This window comes from Fusicatenibacter saccharivorans (assembly GCF_027667425.1).
Taxonomy (GTDB): Bacteria; Bacillota; Clostridia; order Lachnospirales; family Lachnospiraceae; genus Fusicatenibacter; species Fusicatenibacter saccharivorans.
The window spans coordinates 101,081-117,118 of the sequence record NZ_JAQEGR010000006.1 but is presented as its reverse complement, the minus strand read 5'-3'; the positions used below and the strand labels follow the sequence as shown (position 1 = coordinate 117,118).

The following is a 16,038-nucleotide window of genomic DNA, read 5'->3' as shown; positions in this document are numbered from 1 at the left end:
CTTGTGTTCTATTTTTTACGAACATTTATACAAAACCAGGATCCATTTCATCCAAAAAGCAGACATTTGTTCTCTGTCCTTCAAACAAATGTCTGCTTTTTCGTTCCCACACTCCGGCATTCTGCTAAAACTCCTGCCGTTTTAACTGTTTTTTATATTCGGCAAAGCCAATACCCATACTCTGCTGAAACAGTTTTACAAAATATTTTTCATCATGATACCCGACAGCATCCGCCATCTGTTCTGCTGAAATCTGCGGATTTTCCCGCAGCAGACGGCAGGCCAGTGCAATCCGTTCTTTTCGGATATAACTGTTGACCGAATAGCCTGTGCATTTCTTGAAACAGACGGAAAAATAACTTCTCGACATTCCAACAGCATCTGCAATCTGCTCCGCTTTCACTTCAAAATCCACCAGATGATCTTCGATAAAAAGTACCGCTTTTAAAATCAATATCTCCGTAACAGCCTGTCCTTCTCCGTTCTGTACCCGCTGCCACAGATCCTGTCGTATTTTTTCTGTCAGTTTTTCCGGCTCCTGCAGATTTTCATATTCCTGCTCCTCCATGAAAATGCCAAAGGCATTCTGAATTTCCTGCAGCGTCTGCATTGTGTACCGGTATTCCTGTTTCTGACTGGTCGGAATTGCCTTCCTGAGATTACAGAGTTTCTGTGTTTCCTCTATATTATAAATCCAGGTCAGCGAAGCCGTCTCCTCCCAGAGTTTTCTCCATTGTTCCTTCTCTTCCTGATCTGCCACAGTCTCTGTCTTTTTCCGATTTATTCTTCCCCCCGCCTGCATCTGCTGCTCTTTTTCTTTCCGTTTTCGAATATGCTCCGCCGCACGCAGGAACACCTCACCGCATTCTTCCGGTTCAAGCTGAAGCTTCGAAATATAATCAATTACCCCGAGCCGCAATGCTTTCTGCACATACGTAAAATCCTCATGTGCGGAAAGCACAATATAGTCCATGGAAATTTCCCGCGCCCTGCACTCGCAGATAAACTCCAACCCGGAGAGCACCGGCATCGTCAGATCCACCACAGCCAGATCCACCGGATGTGTTTCAATAAACTGCAGTGCTAACGCTCCGTTCGCCACATCTCCGGCGACCTCCATTCCGTATTTTTCCCACGGAATCAGTGAAATCAGTCCCTTTCTTGCCAGCTTATCATCGTCAATCACCAATACCTGATACATTTGTTCCACCCCATTTTATCTTTTTCTCTTTTCCCTCTCGTAGTTCTTTTTTTATGCCGGAAGCACCGGAAAATGCAGGGTAACCTCCGTTCCTTTTCCCAGTTCACTCTCTATTTTGATCTCTGCTTCTTCTCCATAGAATGATTTCAGTGTCATCTGCACATAACGCAGACCGATCCCCTTTCGTTCGTCTTTTGCATTCTGCTCCATCTTCTCCGATATTTCAAAGCCCTTTCCATCGTCCCGGATTCGAATGGTAATTATCCCATCCTGTTCCGACGCTTCTACCCACAGGGTTCCAAATTCGTCCATATTATGGCAGACCGCATTTTCTGCAATCGGCTGCAGCAGAAAGCGGGCACACCGCGTATTCAGATACTCTCCCTCCGCAATATCAAATTCACTGGAAAAATCATGCGTCATCCGCTGTAGTTCCAGATAATACTGCAGGTATTTCAATTCGGTACGCAGTGTCGTGTTCTGCTCCGCCTTCCCAAGGGAATAACTCAAAATAAAGCCGAGATGCTTCACGTAATCATCGATCTCTTTCTGATGATTTGTCAGCGCCATCCAATGAATAGAATTCAGCGCATTCATCAGAAAATGCGGATTGATCTGATACATCAGCTTTTCCAGCTCCAGATCCGCTTTTTCTTTTTCCTTCCGCTGCTCACTCTCAATCAGCTCCTGAATCTGCGCTTTCATCTGATTGAACGTTGCAAAAAGCTGATTGTATTCCGCAAGCTGAACCGGTGTCTCTGCCTCAGAAAAATCTCCTTTTCCAAAATGGCGCATTTCTTTTTCCAGTACTTTGATCGGATGCGATACCAGCCAGATCTGTGAAATTGCGACTACAGCAAGAATGGCCAGTGAAATAAAAATCACGCTTCCTGTCAGCAGGGTCCATTGATAAATTTCGCTCTGGTATTCATAAGTTGGAAGCAGCAAAACCGTATAAAATCCATAGATATTCTTTTTGGCAACTCCCTCATATCCGTTCTGCTCTATTCTGCCATCCTCATCCAGTTCAAGGATATCTCCTTTTGCAAATACTTTCTCGCTGGAATACTCTACTTTCTTTTCCGGATTCAGCTGCAGCAGCACATATGGTATTTTTTCTAATTCGGAACGTTTCTGCAGCATCAGTGCTTCATCTGATTTTGCTTCTAAATAAATCCAGGCATCTGTGCCATCTGAAAATGATGTTCTGCGTCCCATTGAAACAACATTATCATTTCTCACACTGTTGTAGCTTTGATGAATGGAATGATATGTAACTTCTCCCGTATCAACCAGCTTCGACAGTGTTTCCGGCTGGAATGTCTCCTTCTTTGTGCTGTACGTGGAAAACAGAATCTCCGGTGTCATTTCCCGGCTCTCCCCCTGAATCAGATAAGCGCCCAGCATAACATCTTCCATCTCCCAGGTTGCGACATTCAGGGTCTGATAAAAGTCCTGATACTCCAGAATTTTATCATACTGCTCTTCTGCCGTTCGATAAGCATCATATTTTTCCCCGACCAGTCCATTCGATGTCATCGTCTGTGACAGACGCAGCAGCACATTGTACTCTGACTCAAAGCCCTGATTCACTTCCTCCAGTGTTGCTTTCAGCGATGTTTCCATTTTAGATTCCCGCATGGCTTTCATGGAAATCCGCGTGACAAAAATAATCAGCAGAAGACAGAGCAGACTGCTGCATGCAAATACCATTAAAACAATTTTCTTCAGGGAATATTCTTTTCTCTTTTTTGGCTTCCCCATTTTTTCTCCATCCCCCATCTGCACATTCGTTTTTAAACATTTTCTGCAAAATGAAACCTCATTAACACCATTTTAACAACCAATTGCTGTTCCGTCCAGTCACAAGTTGCTCTGATTTTCTCTTTTTTATGGTCTGTGTTTTTCAGAAATCATGTTTTACACTTTACAAACTTGTCTTCCTAAAGTATACTTGAAGCAGTTGATTTTTCATTATTTCAAGGAGGTTTTTCCATGGAACAGCAGACCTACACCATTCGTGAAATGTCCGAGCGTTTTGGACTTCCGGCCTCTACGCTTCGTTATTATGAGGAGATCGGGCTTTTGACAGATGTCATTCATACCGAAAGCAAGAAACGAATTTACACCCAGCAGCACATTAACTGCATGACCGCAATTCTCTGCTTCAAACGCACCGGGCTTCCGATTGCGGGGATTCAGGAGTTTTTCCGGCTTGAGAACGATATCCCGGGAAATATTGACCAGATGGTTGCCATTCTCAAGGAACATGAGCAGAATACACGCGAGAAAATCGAGCGCATGGAATCTGATCTCGAGCATATTCAGCAGAAAGTGCGGTATTACAGCGCGGTTCGCGATGCGATTAAAAATGGGGATGAAATGCCGTCGTGGGATTCCTGCGGCTGTGAGGAGAAGGCGCAGTAGATATCTCTCCAGGCTTTTCCGCCGCAGACACACACAAGTTTCAAAAGAGCAGGTAAGAAAAGGGACCAACATCCACTTTTCTTACCTGCTCTTCTTATTTTTTCTATCACCTTTTCCCTTCATACCCGGAATTTTTTCTGCATTTCCCGCATAAAATCTTTTCCGCGGAAAAAAAACAGCCCGATCAGATACAGCACACTAAGGCCCACGCAGATCACGGACGGCCAGGTAATGCGGACAGTTCCCGTCAGCCACAAAATCGCCGGAACGATTCCTGCTGCTCCGGACTGCATCAGATAAAAAAGATATTCACTGACCTCCATTTTGTACGCTCTTGCCAGAATCTGCATCGTCGCGCCATTCATAAGAACGGCGAGCGGAATTGCGAAATCGACAGACCAGCCGATCCAGCCCGTCGCATAATCCCACAGAATCGCACCGATCATAATAAAGATCAATTGCCACATACTGTTTTTGAGTGGATTTTTCCGTTTCTGATATCCCACCCGGATCAGAAGCCAGGCGCAGAACACACCCGCTGTCGCATAACCTGCCCACCACATCTGCGGCGTTGCAAGGAAATTCATCATCCAGCAGAGTACGACAGCCGCGATGCAGGTGAAAGAAAAAATTTTCAATCCCAGTTTGGCCGTCCCGTGCGGCTGTTCTTTCTGTCCCGGAAAATCATTTTCCTCCTGTTCACAGGCGATGCCCTCTTTCTGCAGCAGATGCATCAGGTTCCGTTCAATATTGGAATCAGCGATTTTAGATGTGATTCCAAGCACCATGCTGTCACCGTAGGAACAGGAACACATCTGTACTTTGTCGGTGCTGGTGAAAAATCCGAACCGCTCAATATATGTTTCATACTCCGGCGGCATCTGAATCCGGCCGATATTGGAATAGACGGTCGTAATGCTTCGTCCGCCGAGCGTCGTGCCCGCCATCAGCGCCAGATTTTTGATTTCCAGCGGCACGGCGCGCAGCACCGGATTCCGCTCAATCCGCACCAGATCGTTCATACGTGTGGAAATCTCCTGCTTCAGCGCCTCTTTCTGCATCGCGGCTCCCGTGATCTGCAGGGCATCCTCAAACGATGCCTCCGGCCCAAGATCACAGGCAATCTCGATCCAGCTCCAGAAATTCGTCATCGATGCGGATGGGAAAAAGTTGCGGAGATTGGCTGGAACCATCAGAGAAACCGGCTTTTTCAGCCTGCTTTTCGGGATTTCTTCATATACCGCATATACCAGCGCCGCCGCAAGGTACGCCGTCACCGACACGCCATGTGCTTTTGCGCACTTATGAACTGCTTCCGCGGAAAGCAGAATCTCAGTAATTTCCATCTCCTCCTGCTCCAGATACTCGCCTTTGATCTGGTATGCCGGGCGGCTTTTTTCTTTTTCATTTTTCTTTCCGGTGTAATACTGGGAAAAGCTGTCCTCCTCGAAATCTGTCTCTGTCAGCATGTCTTCGCTGACCTTTGAAAAGATTTCCTCGGGATGACACAAGATCAGATAATTGCTCACCAGTTCTTTCAGAAACAGCATCGCACCGGTGCCATCTGTCAGGGCATGGAATACTTCGAAATTGATTCGGGTTTTATAGTAAGAAACCTGGAAAAGAAGCGTTTTGTGGTCGGGTACGTAAATCTCACTGCACGGCGGACGCTTTTCCTCTTCTACTTTTGCTGGCAGATCGCGCTGCTCCAGATAAAACCAGAAAAGACCTTTCCGCAGTACCATGGAAAACACCGGGTAATGCTCCATTGTCTGCTCCAGCGCTTTCTGCAGCAGATCCGCCTGGATGTCCTCTTTCAGCTGGCAGTAAAACCGGAAGACTCTCGTATCCTTTTTTCCGGTGGCCGCCGGAAATGCCTGTGCCGCGTTGTCCAGCTTTCTCCAGCGCGAAGAATGTTCTTTCTTCATTTTCTATGCCTCCTTACGCCTTCCCGTGTGTCAATTGTTTCTTCACTGCTGCTATGTTTTCCAGTTCTTCGTCTGCATTTTTCTGCTGTTTTTCTTTCCTTAAAAATGCATTCATATACTGAAAACTTTCCTGCACATATAGGTGTTCAATGCCAAGCGCAAAATAGCCGTGCAATGCGCCCTTGATCCGATGATGTTCAACCAGATTGCCAGCCCTTTTCAGCTTTTTCGCATAATCCTCGCCCTCATCGCGCAGCGGATCGTACTGCGCCGTCAGTACCAGCGTGTCCGGCAGTCCCTGCAGATTTTCTGCCAGTACCGGTGCAAAGTACGGATTTTTGCGGTCTTCTTCGGTCCGCTGATACAGAATTACATAATCTTCCATTTTGACACTGGTCAGAAGGTATCCGGTTCCATTGGTTTTCACGGATTTGTACGGTGATTTCTCTGTGTAACAAGAATTCACCGCCGGATAAATCAAAATCTGTTTCCCCGGCAGCAGTTCTTTTTTGTCCCTCGCCATCAGGCAGACCGCAGCCGCAAGATTTCCTCCTGCGCTGTCGCCCATGATCGTGACATTTTCCGGCGTTACCTCCAGCAGAATCTCCCCGCGCAGCATTGCCTGGGCGGCGGCGTAGCAGTCTTCTAAGCCTGTCGGGAAACGATGCTCCGGTGCAAGACGGTATTCTACCGATACAACAATCTGCCCCGTCGACTGCGCCATGCGTGCGCAGACACGGTCGTATGTCTCCACACTCTCGGTTGTCCAGCCGCCGCCATGGAAGAACAGAATCGCTTCTTTTGCACCATGCTCCTCCATTTTTTCATCCGGGAAGAACAGCCGAATCGGAACCTTGTAGTCCCCATTATATATTTCCATATCCAATTTTCGCAGAAAAATACGGATCGGATCCAGCTTCTTGATATCGGCAAGCCGACGGGCGGATTCTACTTCAATTCCGCCGTAGGACAATACATTTAAAATGGCTTTGACTGCTTTTTTCATTCACTCTCTCCTCTGTTGCTATTTTTCTGCTTCTGTTTTTCGTCTAGTTGCAATGTACTGCTTCAAAAATTCATACATCTGCTCATCGGTCGGTGGGCAGCCTTTCAGATTGTATTTAAACCCTGAAGTACAACTTCCCACACCAAGCGCCCCGCTCTTTCCCCGGTATCCCTGCCCGATGCAGATTTTTTCTTGGAGTTCCTGCAGCAGTCCTTCCTCCTTCAGCCGGTCGAGCGCCGGGATCAGATAGCCGTAGCAGGCACTGCAGGACTCAACTTCCTCTACGGCATCCTGCAGTTCCACGATCTTCCGTTTTTCCGGAATCACTCTTTTTTCACCAATTTCGCCAATTTGGCGGATTGAAAGCCGTGTGAGATCAGCGCTGCCCACGCCCAACTCTTCTGCCATTTTGACATACGGGACATCTTCTGGCTTATAATGCAGTTCCGCGCAGACATATGCATCGATCAACACCGGATCTAACCCAGCGAAAAGGCGATTCATAATAAACGGATTACCGCCATCCTCAAAGTCAAGGTCTCCGCAGATATTATCCACCAAAATAAAATCCTGATGAATCCCCAGCCCCAGATGCGCAATTGGCCGATGAAGTCCCATGGCATGAAAATGACGTTTTTCTTTATTCGGCAAGAGACCTTTCATATTTTTCAGTGCGCAGGTAATTTTAGTCTGGCAATGGCCTTTCATGACCGGGACATTGATCATAAAATCCACCTTTTTCGCACATTCGCAAATCTGAAGTTCCATATCACCACACTGCACTGGCATGCTTTTTTCCTTCTGCGCATCGATAAGCGGAACGCCGTACTGTTCCGAAAGCATACGGTATCCACAGACCTCAAACGATTCCTCTGTCTTATCCCCGACCCAGGAACCTTCCATGATTTGAAGGTTAGTAAATCCGTTTTCCTGAAGATATTCGATGATCCCCGCAACCACCTCCGGATGTGTCGTCCCTCCAAACTCCGCCGGGACAGGTGCTACCAAATTTGGCTTAATACCGATGAGACTGACCTTCGAAGGAATGAGCGTAGCTAAGGCACATTTGTTCAAAAGCTGTTTTGTCATTTCTTTATATTCCATTCCCTGTATCTGGATAATTTCGTTTTTATTCATTTAGTATTGCGGCCCCTTTATTCTGATTTGATTTTTTCTGACATTCGATATTCTTTAGTATATAATAGTTACTGATTTCTTTCAACTCATCCAAAAACAAAATCATTTCCTGTGAACTGTAACCATTCCCGTCAGCTCCAGCTTCATAGAAAATTAAGCACTGTATGCTTGTAAGATTTCCAATCGCATTGTATAATAAATGGAAAACGGTACACAGAAAAAGTACCTCATCAGAAAGGAACTGTCATGAGTTTTGAAGATGATTTAAAGGATGTCGGCGACAGTATTGGAAAGCTTGTGGATAACGCTGTAAATTCTCAGGATTTTCAGGAATTAAACCGGAAGATTTCAGACACCATCAACCAGTTTGTCTACCCAAACCGGAAGGGACCATTCCGTGCAAATGGCACACAGGAGCCGTCCCGCGGCTATTCCGCAGATACTTCCTACAGCAGCCAGCATTCTTCCCATAATAATACAGCGCAGCAGACCGGACCGCATCACTATTCCTACGGGCCGGGAGGCACGATGCCGGGTAAGAGCGCGAACCCGGTTCCCAAACCTTCCCATACCTGGCAGCCCTCCCAGAATACGGAATGGAACAGCCGCATACAAGAACGCCGTGTACTGCGCGAGCGCTTTATGCCATCCACCGATCTTGCACTTGTCGGCGGATTTCAGACGGCCGCCGGCTGGGGTGTCACCGGACTGTTCGGCTGCTGCACAGCGCTTAGTCTGTATTCCTTATTTGCAGGTCCAGACAACAGCGCGCTGATTCCTTCTCTTATTTTTGCCGCATTTACCATCGGCGGCGGCATTCTTCTGAAAAAGGGAAGTAAAAACCGGCGTCTGGTCCGCCATTTCCGCCAGATCTGTACGCTGCTCGGCACAAAGGAATATATTTCCACGAAAGAACTCTGCGACAGTATGCACTGTGAGAAAGGTGAGCTTCTGACCGATATTACGACCATGATTGATAAATCCATGCTGCGCCAGGGCCACCTCGACGAGAATGGTACCTGTCTGATGGTAACAAATGACTGCTACGACCAGTACCGCGCAATGCTCGCCAGCCAGAAGGAACAGCAGATTGCTGAGCAGAAAGCACGTGAACAGCTGGAGGCCTCCGGTGTAACGCCGGAATACCAGCAGATGCTGGAAGAATGTGAATCTTATATTCAGAAGATCCATCAGTGCAACCTGGATCTGCCGGGTGAAGTCATCACAGCCAAGCTGAGCCGTCTCGAAACGGTTGTTACCCGGATTCTCGAGGAGGCAAAAAAGCGCCCAAAAGAAGCCGCCGCCCTGCGGAAATTTATGGATTACTATATGCCGACAACCTGGAAGCTGCTCGACGCTTACCGTTCCTTTGAGAACGAACCAATTCAAAGCGACAATATCCTCCGAACCAAGAAGGAAATCGAGGACACACTGGATACCATCAATGCCGCATTCGAAAAGCTGCTTGATGATCTGTTCCAGACAACGGCATGGGATATTTCTTCTGATATCTCTGTTCTGCAGACGATGCTGGCGCAGGAGGGACTGACAAATCAGGCAGGTCCGTCAAAGCAGGATATTGAGCCGCTTCACATGTAACTATTCAAAGCTATACAATGGAAATCAAATCACCGGTTACGTTTCCGTACCGAAGAAAAGGAGAATAGAAAACATGAATGATTTTGTAAAGGACACCACTGAAATTCCAAGCTTAAGTTTCGGCGCTCCGGAGCCGGAACCGGAACTTCCGGTACAGCAGCCGGAAGAAAAGAAAGAGGTCATGGATGATTCTGTTCTGTCCGACGAACAGAAAGCCATGGTGGATGCCTTTGTTTCCCAGATTGATCTTGCCAATACAAACGGCATTCTGCAGTACGGTGCCGGTGCACAGAAGAAAATGGCAGACTTTTCCGAGAAAACGCTGGAGAACGTCAGAAGCAAAGATCTCGGGGAAATCGGCGATCTGCTCACCTCTGTTGTGACAGAGCTGAAAACGTTTGACGCAGAAGAAGAAAAGGGACCATTCTCTTTCTTTAAGAAAAGCACGAACAAAATCAATGCAATGAAAGCGAAGTATGACAAGGCAGAGGTGAATGTCAATAAAATCTGTGACGTGCTCGACGGCCACCAGCGGCAGCTTCTGAAAGACATTGCCATTCTGGATCAGATGTATGCACAGAACCTGAATTATTTTAAAGAGCTGACCATGTACATTCTCGCAGGAAAGAAAAAGCTGGAGCTGGTACGTTCCACAGAACTCCGTGATCTGCAGAATAAAGCGCAGATGACCGGAAAGGCCGAAGATGCACAGGCTGCCAAGGATCTCGAAGATCTCTGCAACCGATTTGAGAAGAAACTGTATGATCTGGAACTGACCCGTATGGTTTCGATCCAGACAGCGCCGCAGATCCGCATGATTCAGAACAGCGATTCTGTAATGGCCGAAAAGATCCAATCCACACTCGTCAACACCATTCCGCTCTGGAAAAACCAGATGATCATTGCACTCGGCGTTCATCACTCGACTGAGGCTGCCAAAGCACAGCGCCAGGTTTCGGATATGACAAATGAGCTTCTGAAAAAGAATGCGGAGAATCTGAAGATGGCAACGATCGAGACTGCAAAAGAATCTGAGCGCGGTATCGTCGATATGGAAACCTTAAAACAGACGAACCAGAGCCTGATCTCTACCCTCGATGAAGTGATGAAGATTCAGGAGGACGGCCGCCAGAAACGTGCCGCCGCTGAAGTTGAGCTGGTACAGCTCGAAAATGATATTAAGAAAAAAATGCTGGAGCTTTCTGCAGGCGGACAGCACTGATACTTTTTGTATCCTATATAAAAAAACGGAGAAGCCGCTTTTTCTGTGGTTTCTCCGTTTTTTACGTCCTGTCTTACCCTTATCTCGGGCGTTCTGCCTTTTCATTCTTTCTTCGGTATTCCGTGAAATAAAATTCAATATCAAAGCAGGTCTGCTCATCGCCCTCTTCTACCATCTCCCAATCCGGTGATTCGTCAAGATCCTCAAAGAAGGTATCCGCCTGATACGTCATGTCAATTCGTGTGACGTATGCCGTATCACAGTATGGGAGAAGCTGACGGTAAATTTCTCCGCCGCCCGCAACATAAATATCGTCGTCCTCATACGGCTTTAACACTTCCATCAGCTCTTTGATACTGTGGACAACGGTTGCGCCGCGGACAGTCCATTCCGGATCACGGCTTAAAATAATATTCGTTCTGCCTTTTAACGGCTGGCCTGCCGGGAGTGTAGCAAGTGTCTTTCTTCCCATCACGACAACGTGTCCCATCGTAGTTTCACGGAAGAACCGCAGATCAGACGGAATACTTACCAGCAGCCGTCCCTGATATCCCAGACCCCATTTGCGGTCCGCACTTAAAATTGCTTTCATTTTGTTTCCTCTTTCTGTGTTATTTTCTCATCCATACTGCCGGAACGGAACCCTTCCAGATCCATCGTCAGGTAAGAAAAGCCGAGCTTTTTCAGATATGCAATCATTTCTTCTCTCTTCTCAAGCACTTCCCCCATACGCTCCGGTGAGATTTCAAGACGCACCACATCGCCATGTACACGCAGACGGAGATTCTCTTCCGCACCGAACAGCGTATGAAGCCATGCTTCGCCGTCCGCAATCCGATCCAGAACGTCATAGTTAATTTCTGCCCCGTAGGGAAGGCGTGTCGCCATACATGGAGTGGATGGACGGTGTGCTACGGAAACGCCGTACTTTGCAGCAAGTGCTTTTACCTCTGTTTTTGTCACATGACACGCTGCAAGCGGGCTGATGACACCATATTCTCTCAGCGCTTTTCGCCCCGGCCGGTAGACATGAAGGTCATCCTCATTTGTTCCGTCGAGTACCTGGGTGACACCGTGATCGCGGGCAAATTCCAGAAGTTTCCCAAATAGATAGTGCTTACAGAGATAGCAGCGGTTTTCCGGATTGTAACGGATTGCCTCCTGCTCCAGCTCATCAACAAAAAGGACCTCATGAACAGCGCCAACCTCCTTTGCTACTCTTGTCGCTGTCTCCAGGTCGCAGGGCGGATGCAGCCGTGTCTGAAAGGTTACTGCATAAACCTTTGTTCCATATTTTGCAGATGCATCCATGACAAGCTTCAGCAGCAGACTGCTGTCCACACCGCCGGAGAATGCCAGACAGAGATCCTGTTTTGCAATCTCGTCAAGTTGGGTAAGCAATGCTTTTTCCTTATTCTGCATATCTGTTTTCTGTTCTGTCCGGTTCTTTTTCTTTTCCTGTAATTCCATCGTATCTGTCTTCCTTTCCTGTAAAATGGCCGATGTCTTCTTATCAGAAAATCCATCGGCGGCACTGCTGCCCCGATGGATTTTCTCATACAGGTATTCCTGTTCTATTTTTTATCGATATGTCGGATCGCTTCCGAAAGCACCGCCTGTCCAGGTATAACGGGTCGGGTTTGTCAGCGGATAATCCAGATTGTCGCCAATGCGGACCGTTGTTCCGCTGCTGACGTTATCATAAATCCATTTTGCATCGATTGCAGTCAGTCTGACACAACCATGTGACATCGGTGATCCCAGGGAATTGAAGTCTACGGCAGAGATCATATTCAGATCCGGTGTGCTGCTTGCTACGCCATGGAAGTAAACAGCGTCATAAATCTGTGATACATATGGTGCCCAGCACACATAATCTTCACCTCTCATTTGCTTCTTTTTCAACTGCCAGCCGATTTTATATGTTCCTGCTGCAGTGTAACTGATTGGATTTCCTACGGAGCAGATCATTGATTTGATCGGGGTATCGTAAGAACCGGTTGCACTGTTATAGCCGTAAATGGTGACACGTCCGCGGGTTCTGTCTACTGTGATGTATTTGGATGACGGATTGAAGATGCTTGTCACATCCTCCATCAAAGAACCGTCTGCTTTGCGGTAACGGCGGTATTTTCCGATGTACTCCCATCCTTCCGTGATTCTGCGTCCGGAAGCATCGAATTTGTACTGTTTTCCATTGATCGTAGCGGTGCAGTTCTGATATCTTCCGCCCCAGCTGCGGAAATAATACTGAGAACCGTTCAGTGTCAGCCACTGATCATGGTACATGCCGCCCCAGCTCTTGAAGTAGTACCAGTTCTTATCATGAAGAATCCACTCGTCATGTGCCATGCCGCCCCAGCTCTTCATGTAATAATAGTTACCGTCATGGTAAACCCAGCCGGTCAGCATTTTTCCATCTTTATCCAGATAATAATAATTTTTATCATAGAGGAACCAGCCTTTTTGCGTCCGTTTGGTTCCATCTGCATTAAACCAGTACCAGGTATCGCCGGACTTGCCCCATTCGTTTTTATACATACCACCCCAGCTCTTGAAGTAGTATTTTCCATCGAGCCATTCATTGGCAAGCATGGTTCCATCGGATTTCAGATAATACTTATTTCCTTTGTAGGTCAGCCAGCCGCTGGTATATTTCTTTCCATTTCCGTCAAAATAATACCATACATTGTTGACTTTTGCCCATGCGTTTTTGTAGGCCGCACCCCAGCTGCGGAAGTAATAGGTGTTATCCAGCCACTCATTAAAAGCCATTTTTCCATCGGCTTTCAGATAATAGCTGTTTCCATTGTAATCCAGCCAGGAATTCGTCAGCAGTTTTCCGCCGTCTGCAGTTGCCCAGTACCAGATTGTCTGCGTGCTGGTTTTAATTTTTTTCCATCCTGTTGTCGTCGAAACGGCTCCGTCAGCACCAACGTAATAATAATTTCCATTATAGCTTCCAACATCGTTGACACACATGCCGCCCCAGCTCTTGAAGAGATACATGGTTCCGTTCACATTCAGCGCGTTGTCTTCCATATGACCGTCTTCATGGAGATAATATTTATTTCCATCGTAATTGAACCAGCCTGTCCGTACGCCGCCCCAGCTGCAGAAGCTGTACCATTTTCCATCAATCTGTGCCCAGCCGGATTTATTTTTCTGATTACCGGTTTCCATCTCGAAACTTCCATCTTTCAAATTTCCGTTTGCATCAAAGGAAGCTGGTTTCATATAGTAGATTGCTGTATCTACCTTTTGCCATCCTGAAAGAAGTTCCCCTGTTTCCGCATCCACTAAGTACCAGTTAGAGCCAACCGTCAACCAGCTTACCGTACGATCTCCCTGCTGATACGCATTGTGATTTCCAAGAGATACAGTGCTGTCTTCTGCATTCAGATAATAGGTATGCGTTACATTGTTTTCATCAACAACAGTCTGGAAACCTGCCTCTTTTACGCGGGTTCCATCATTGCCAAACAGATATGTTACATCTCCTACTTTCTGAGTTGTGCTCCAGACTGCATAGCCTTCTTCATCGGCATAGTAATCATCCACACTGCCATCCTCAAATTTGATGGTAACAAGTTCATTTTTTTTCAGTTCCGGTGCAAATACTTTTCCTTCACAAATACCCTGCTGTCTCGAACCAAGTTCATCTTTTGCAGGATCTTCCCCTTCTGTCTCAAAGTAGTAGATTCCGGTTTTTCCATCTTCATCCGTCAGCTCTACTTCACCGGTCAGCATATAGCCATTTTCGTCAAACGCATAATCGACGCCGTCGATTTCTATTGGTCCGGTAGCAGCTACCACCTTATTATTCTCATCCAGAACTCCGTACTGAAACTGTTTCTTTCCATCTTTTTCAACGCTGTTCCAGCCTTCCTTCAGATTACTTACTTCCGGAGCCGGAGTTGCGCTCGGCGTCGGTGTCTCGGAAGGGGTCTCAGTTGGTGTTACGGTTGGTGTTGCGGTCGGTGCCTCGGTTGGAGCCGGAGTCTCACTCGGTGTAACCTCTGGGGTCTCAGTTGGCGCCGGAGTCGGAGTCGTTTCTTCGTCTTCGGCCTGAGCTACAGTATCACTTTCCGAATTTACCGGTAATGGACTGGTTTCTGTAGAAGCTGCATATGCACCGGCTGGTGTAACACTTACCATGACGCCAAGTACGGCTGCGGCCAGAAACTTTCTTTTCATTCTTATTCATCCTCCCATTTTTTTACTCTTATACAATTTATAGCTTACTACATTTTTCCATCTATTTCAAGTTATCCGCCGGTAAAATACCTTACAAATTTCTTATGGTTTTTTCCTGTTTTTCGGGCAGAAAAAACCTCCTGACCCCGGTTTTCTGACCGGAAACAGAAGGCTTTTTACTGTTCTTTTATTCGTTTACCGTGGTAGATCCATAGATCTCTGTCTGAAGTCTCGAGATGGTTGCTGCGAAGTCCGGAACAAGCATCTCACCCTTGCTGGAGTACAAGTCGTCGTACGGTACACGGCTCTGTACAATCTCGTAGGACAGAATTGTCGGCAGCTCTCCGATCAATGTCATCAATGTAGACTGATCAATGTTATGGGTAACACTTGGAAGAATGGTATCCGCCAGTGCACTCAGTTCTGTTACGCTTGACGATTTCATTTTCTGCATCATCTTGCTTAAAACCTCTCGCTGACGCTCCGTTCTCTGATAATCAGAATTTCCAACGTAACGGATTCTTGCATATGCAACTGCCTGATAGCCATCCACATGCTGCTCTCCGCCTGCTGTATACTGATGGGCGGAAGCATCCACATTACGGAGTCTGCACATTTCATCAACATATTGGTTCGCTACACGGATTTCATCATCGCTCGGCGAAAGCTCGATTCCGCCGATGGCATCGATAATGTCAATCATGGAATCGAAGTCAACACTTGCATAATTGTCAATCGGCAGTTTGTAGTTGTCCTCGATGGTTCGTACAACCAGCGGACCGCCGCCATATGCGCAGGCTGCATTCAGTTTTTTCACACCGACATCCGGGATATTTGCATACAGGTCACGCATAAAGGATGTCATGTGGATCTGTTTTGTATCTTTATTGATGGACATCAGAATCATGGAATCGGAGTTTCCATACCACGTTTTGTCACGACGGTCAACACCGATCAGCAGAATGTTGTACACGTTATTGTTGTTTGGAAGTTCAATGTCCTGTGTCTCATTTAAAATCTCAGACTGCAGGGCATCCGTCTCCTCATCAGTCAACCCGGTACTTTCTGTCTCAACCTCTGTGGATTTATTGATCGTGATTTTATCATCGCTTACGTAGTTACTCTTGCTGTAATAGTGATTGATTACAGCATAGACACCGACGAGCACAACCAGTACAACTACGAGAAGGATGGTGAGCACATTAACCCAGCCGAATTTCTTCTTTTTCTTTCCTGAGGAATGGCGTCTTTCCGGGATTTCATCCTCGTCATCATATTCTTTTCTCATAACGACCTCTTTCATTTTCTTATTTTCCGGTAT

At 46.8% G+C, this 16,038-nt stretch carries 12 protein-coding genes; 3 read left to right on the top strand and 9 right to left on the bottom strand.

The genetic code is table 11. The features are described 5' to 3' along the window. Positions 1 to 124 precede the first annotated feature (124 nt). Together PGS38_RS07330 and PGS38_RS07325 are read right to left on the bottom strand one after the other, a co-directional pair. Positions 125 to 1,201: a response regulator transcription factor gene (locus PGS38_RS07330; protein WP_119188528.1), complete on the bottom strand. Its 1,077-nt coding sequence runs from the start codon at positions 1,199 to 1,201 to the stop codon at positions 125 to 127. A 51-nt stretch (positions 1,202 to 1,252) separates the two neighbouring features. Continuing rightward, positions 1,253 to 2,965: a sensor histidine kinase gene (locus tag PGS38_RS07325; protein WP_158583750.1), complete on the bottom strand. Its 1,713-nt coding sequence runs from the start codon at positions 2,963 to 2,965 to the stop codon at positions 1,253 to 1,255. A 231-nt stretch (positions 2,966 to 3,196) separates the two neighbouring features. Here PGS38_RS07325 and PGS38_RS07320 point away from each other — a divergent pair, with 231 nt between their 5' ends. Beyond that, positions 3,197 to 3,628: a MerR family transcriptional regulator gene (locus PGS38_RS07320; RefSeq protein WP_118595092.1), complete on the top strand. Its 432-nt coding sequence runs from the start codon at positions 3,197 to 3,199 to the stop codon at positions 3,626 to 3,628. Positions 3,629 to 3,747: 119 nt separating this feature from the next. Here the strand turns inward: PGS38_RS07320 and PGS38_RS07315 are convergent, their stop codons facing one another. From PGS38_RS07315 to PGS38_RS07305, 3 genes are read right to left on the bottom strand one after another with little or no spacing between them, the layout of a single operon-like run. Next, the gene (locus tag PGS38_RS07315) at positions 3,748 to 5,556 is read right to left on the bottom strand and encodes a DUF6320 domain-containing protein (protein ID WP_055227317.1); all 1,809 of its coding nucleotides are present in this window, start codon (positions 5,554 to 5,556) and stop codon (positions 3,748 to 3,750) included. Positions 5,557 to 5,569: 13 nt separating this feature from the next. Then, positions 5,570 to 6,562, bottom strand: coding sequence for an alpha/beta hydrolase (locus PGS38_RS07310; RefSeq protein ID WP_119188530.1), 993 nt, complete (start codon positions 6,560 to 6,562; stop codon positions 5,570 to 5,572). 18 nt (positions 6,563 to 6,580) lie between these two features. Continuing rightward, complete coding sequence (locus tag PGS38_RS07305; protein ID WP_119188531.1) at positions 6,581 to 7,699, bottom strand: DUF362 domain-containing protein; 1,119 nt, start codon at positions 7,697 to 7,699, stop codon at positions 6,581 to 6,583. Between the two features lie 246 nt (positions 7,700 to 7,945). Here PGS38_RS07305 and PGS38_RS07300 point away from each other — a divergent pair, with 246 nt between their 5' ends. Together PGS38_RS07300 and PGS38_RS07295 are read left to right on the top strand one after the other, a co-directional pair. Beyond that, on the top strand, positions 7,946 to 9,298 hold the full coding sequence (locus tag PGS38_RS07300) for a 5-bromo-4-chloroindolyl phosphate hydrolysis family protein (RefSeq protein WP_119188532.1): 1,353 nt from the start codon (positions 7,946 to 7,948) through the stop codon (positions 9,296 to 9,298). Between the two features lie 73 nt (positions 9,299 to 9,371). Continuing rightward, complete coding sequence (locus PGS38_RS07295) at positions 9,372 to 10,520, top strand: toxic anion resistance protein (RefSeq protein ID WP_270476101.1); 1,149 nt, start codon at positions 9,372 to 9,374, stop codon at positions 10,518 to 10,520. A 79-nt stretch (positions 10,521 to 10,599) separates the two neighbouring features. Here the strand turns inward: PGS38_RS07295 and PGS38_RS07290 are convergent, their stop codons facing one another. From PGS38_RS07290 to PGS38_RS07275, 4 genes are all read right to left on the bottom strand, one after another. After that, positions 10,600 to 11,112 carry a dihydrofolate reductase gene (locus PGS38_RS07290; protein ID WP_055218639.1) on the bottom strand — a complete coding sequence of 171 codons (513 nt, stop codon included), beginning with the start codon at positions 11,110 to 11,112 and terminating at the stop codon, positions 10,600 to 10,602. Next, the gene (gene larE, locus PGS38_RS07285) at positions 11,109 to 11,990 is read right to left on the bottom strand and encodes an ATP-dependent sacrificial sulfur transferase LarE (RefSeq protein WP_330410110.1); all 882 of its coding nucleotides are present in this window, start codon (positions 11,988 to 11,990) and stop codon (positions 11,109 to 11,111) included. Before larE ends, PGS38_RS07290 begins: the two co-directional genes overlap by 4 nt. A 111-nt stretch (positions 11,991 to 12,101) precedes the next feature. Next, the gene (locus PGS38_RS07280) at positions 12,102 to 14,717 is read right to left on the bottom strand and encodes a L,D-transpeptidase family protein (protein WP_117761058.1); all 2,616 of its coding nucleotides are present in this window, start codon (positions 14,715 to 14,717) and stop codon (positions 12,102 to 12,104) included. Between the two features lie 187 nt (positions 14,718 to 14,904). After that, the gene (locus PGS38_RS07275; protein ID WP_158565815.1) at positions 14,905 to 16,005 is read right to left on the bottom strand and encodes an LCP family protein; all 1,101 of its coding nucleotides are present in this window, start codon (positions 16,003 to 16,005) and stop codon (positions 14,905 to 14,907) included. Positions 16,006 to 16,038: the final 33 nt, after the last annotated feature.

Coding starts and splice junctions, on each gene's coding strand:
- PGS38_RS07330 (WP_119188528.1), bottom strand. CDS start 1,201: ATGTATCAGGTATTGGTGATTGACGATGATAAGCTGGCAAGAAAGGGA.
- PGS38_RS07325 (WP_158583750.1), bottom strand. CDS start 2,965: ATGGGGAAGCCAAAAAAGAGAAAAGAATATTCCCTGAAGAAAATTGTT.
- PGS38_RS07320 (WP_118595092.1), top strand. CDS start 3,197: ATGGAACAGCAGACCTACACCATTCGTGAAATGTCCGAGCGTTTTGGA.
- PGS38_RS07315 (WP_055227317.1), bottom strand. CDS start 5,556: ATGAAGAAAGAACATTCTTCGCGCTGGAGAAAGCTGGACAACGCGGCA.
- PGS38_RS07310 (WP_119188530.1), bottom strand. CDS start 6,562: ATGAAAAAAGCAGTCAAAGCCATTTTAAATGTATTGTCCTACGGCGGA.
- PGS38_RS07305 (WP_119188531.1), bottom strand. CDS start 7,699: ATGAATAAAAACGAAATTATCCAGATACAGGGAATGGAATATAAAGAA.
- PGS38_RS07300 (WP_119188532.1), top strand. CDS start 7,946: ATGAGTTTTGAAGATGATTTAAAGGATGTCGGCGACAGTATTGGAAAG.
- PGS38_RS07295 (WP_270476101.1), top strand. CDS start 9,372: ATGAATGATTTTGTAAAGGACACCACTGAAATTCCAAGCTTAAGTTTC.
- PGS38_RS07290 (WP_055218639.1), bottom strand. CDS start 11,112: ATGAAAGCAATTTTAAGTGCGGACCGCAAATGGGGTCTGGGATATCAG.
- larE (WP_330410110.1), bottom strand. CDS start 11,990: ATGGAATTACAGGAAAAGAAAAAGAACCGGACAGAACAGAAAACAGAT.
- PGS38_RS07280 (WP_117761058.1), bottom strand. CDS start 14,717: ATGAAAAGAAAGTTTCTGGCCGCAGCCGTACTTGGCGTCATGGTAAGT.
- PGS38_RS07275 (WP_158565815.1), bottom strand. CDS start 16,005: ATGAGAAAAGAATATGATGACGAGGATGAAATCCCGGAAAGACGCCAT.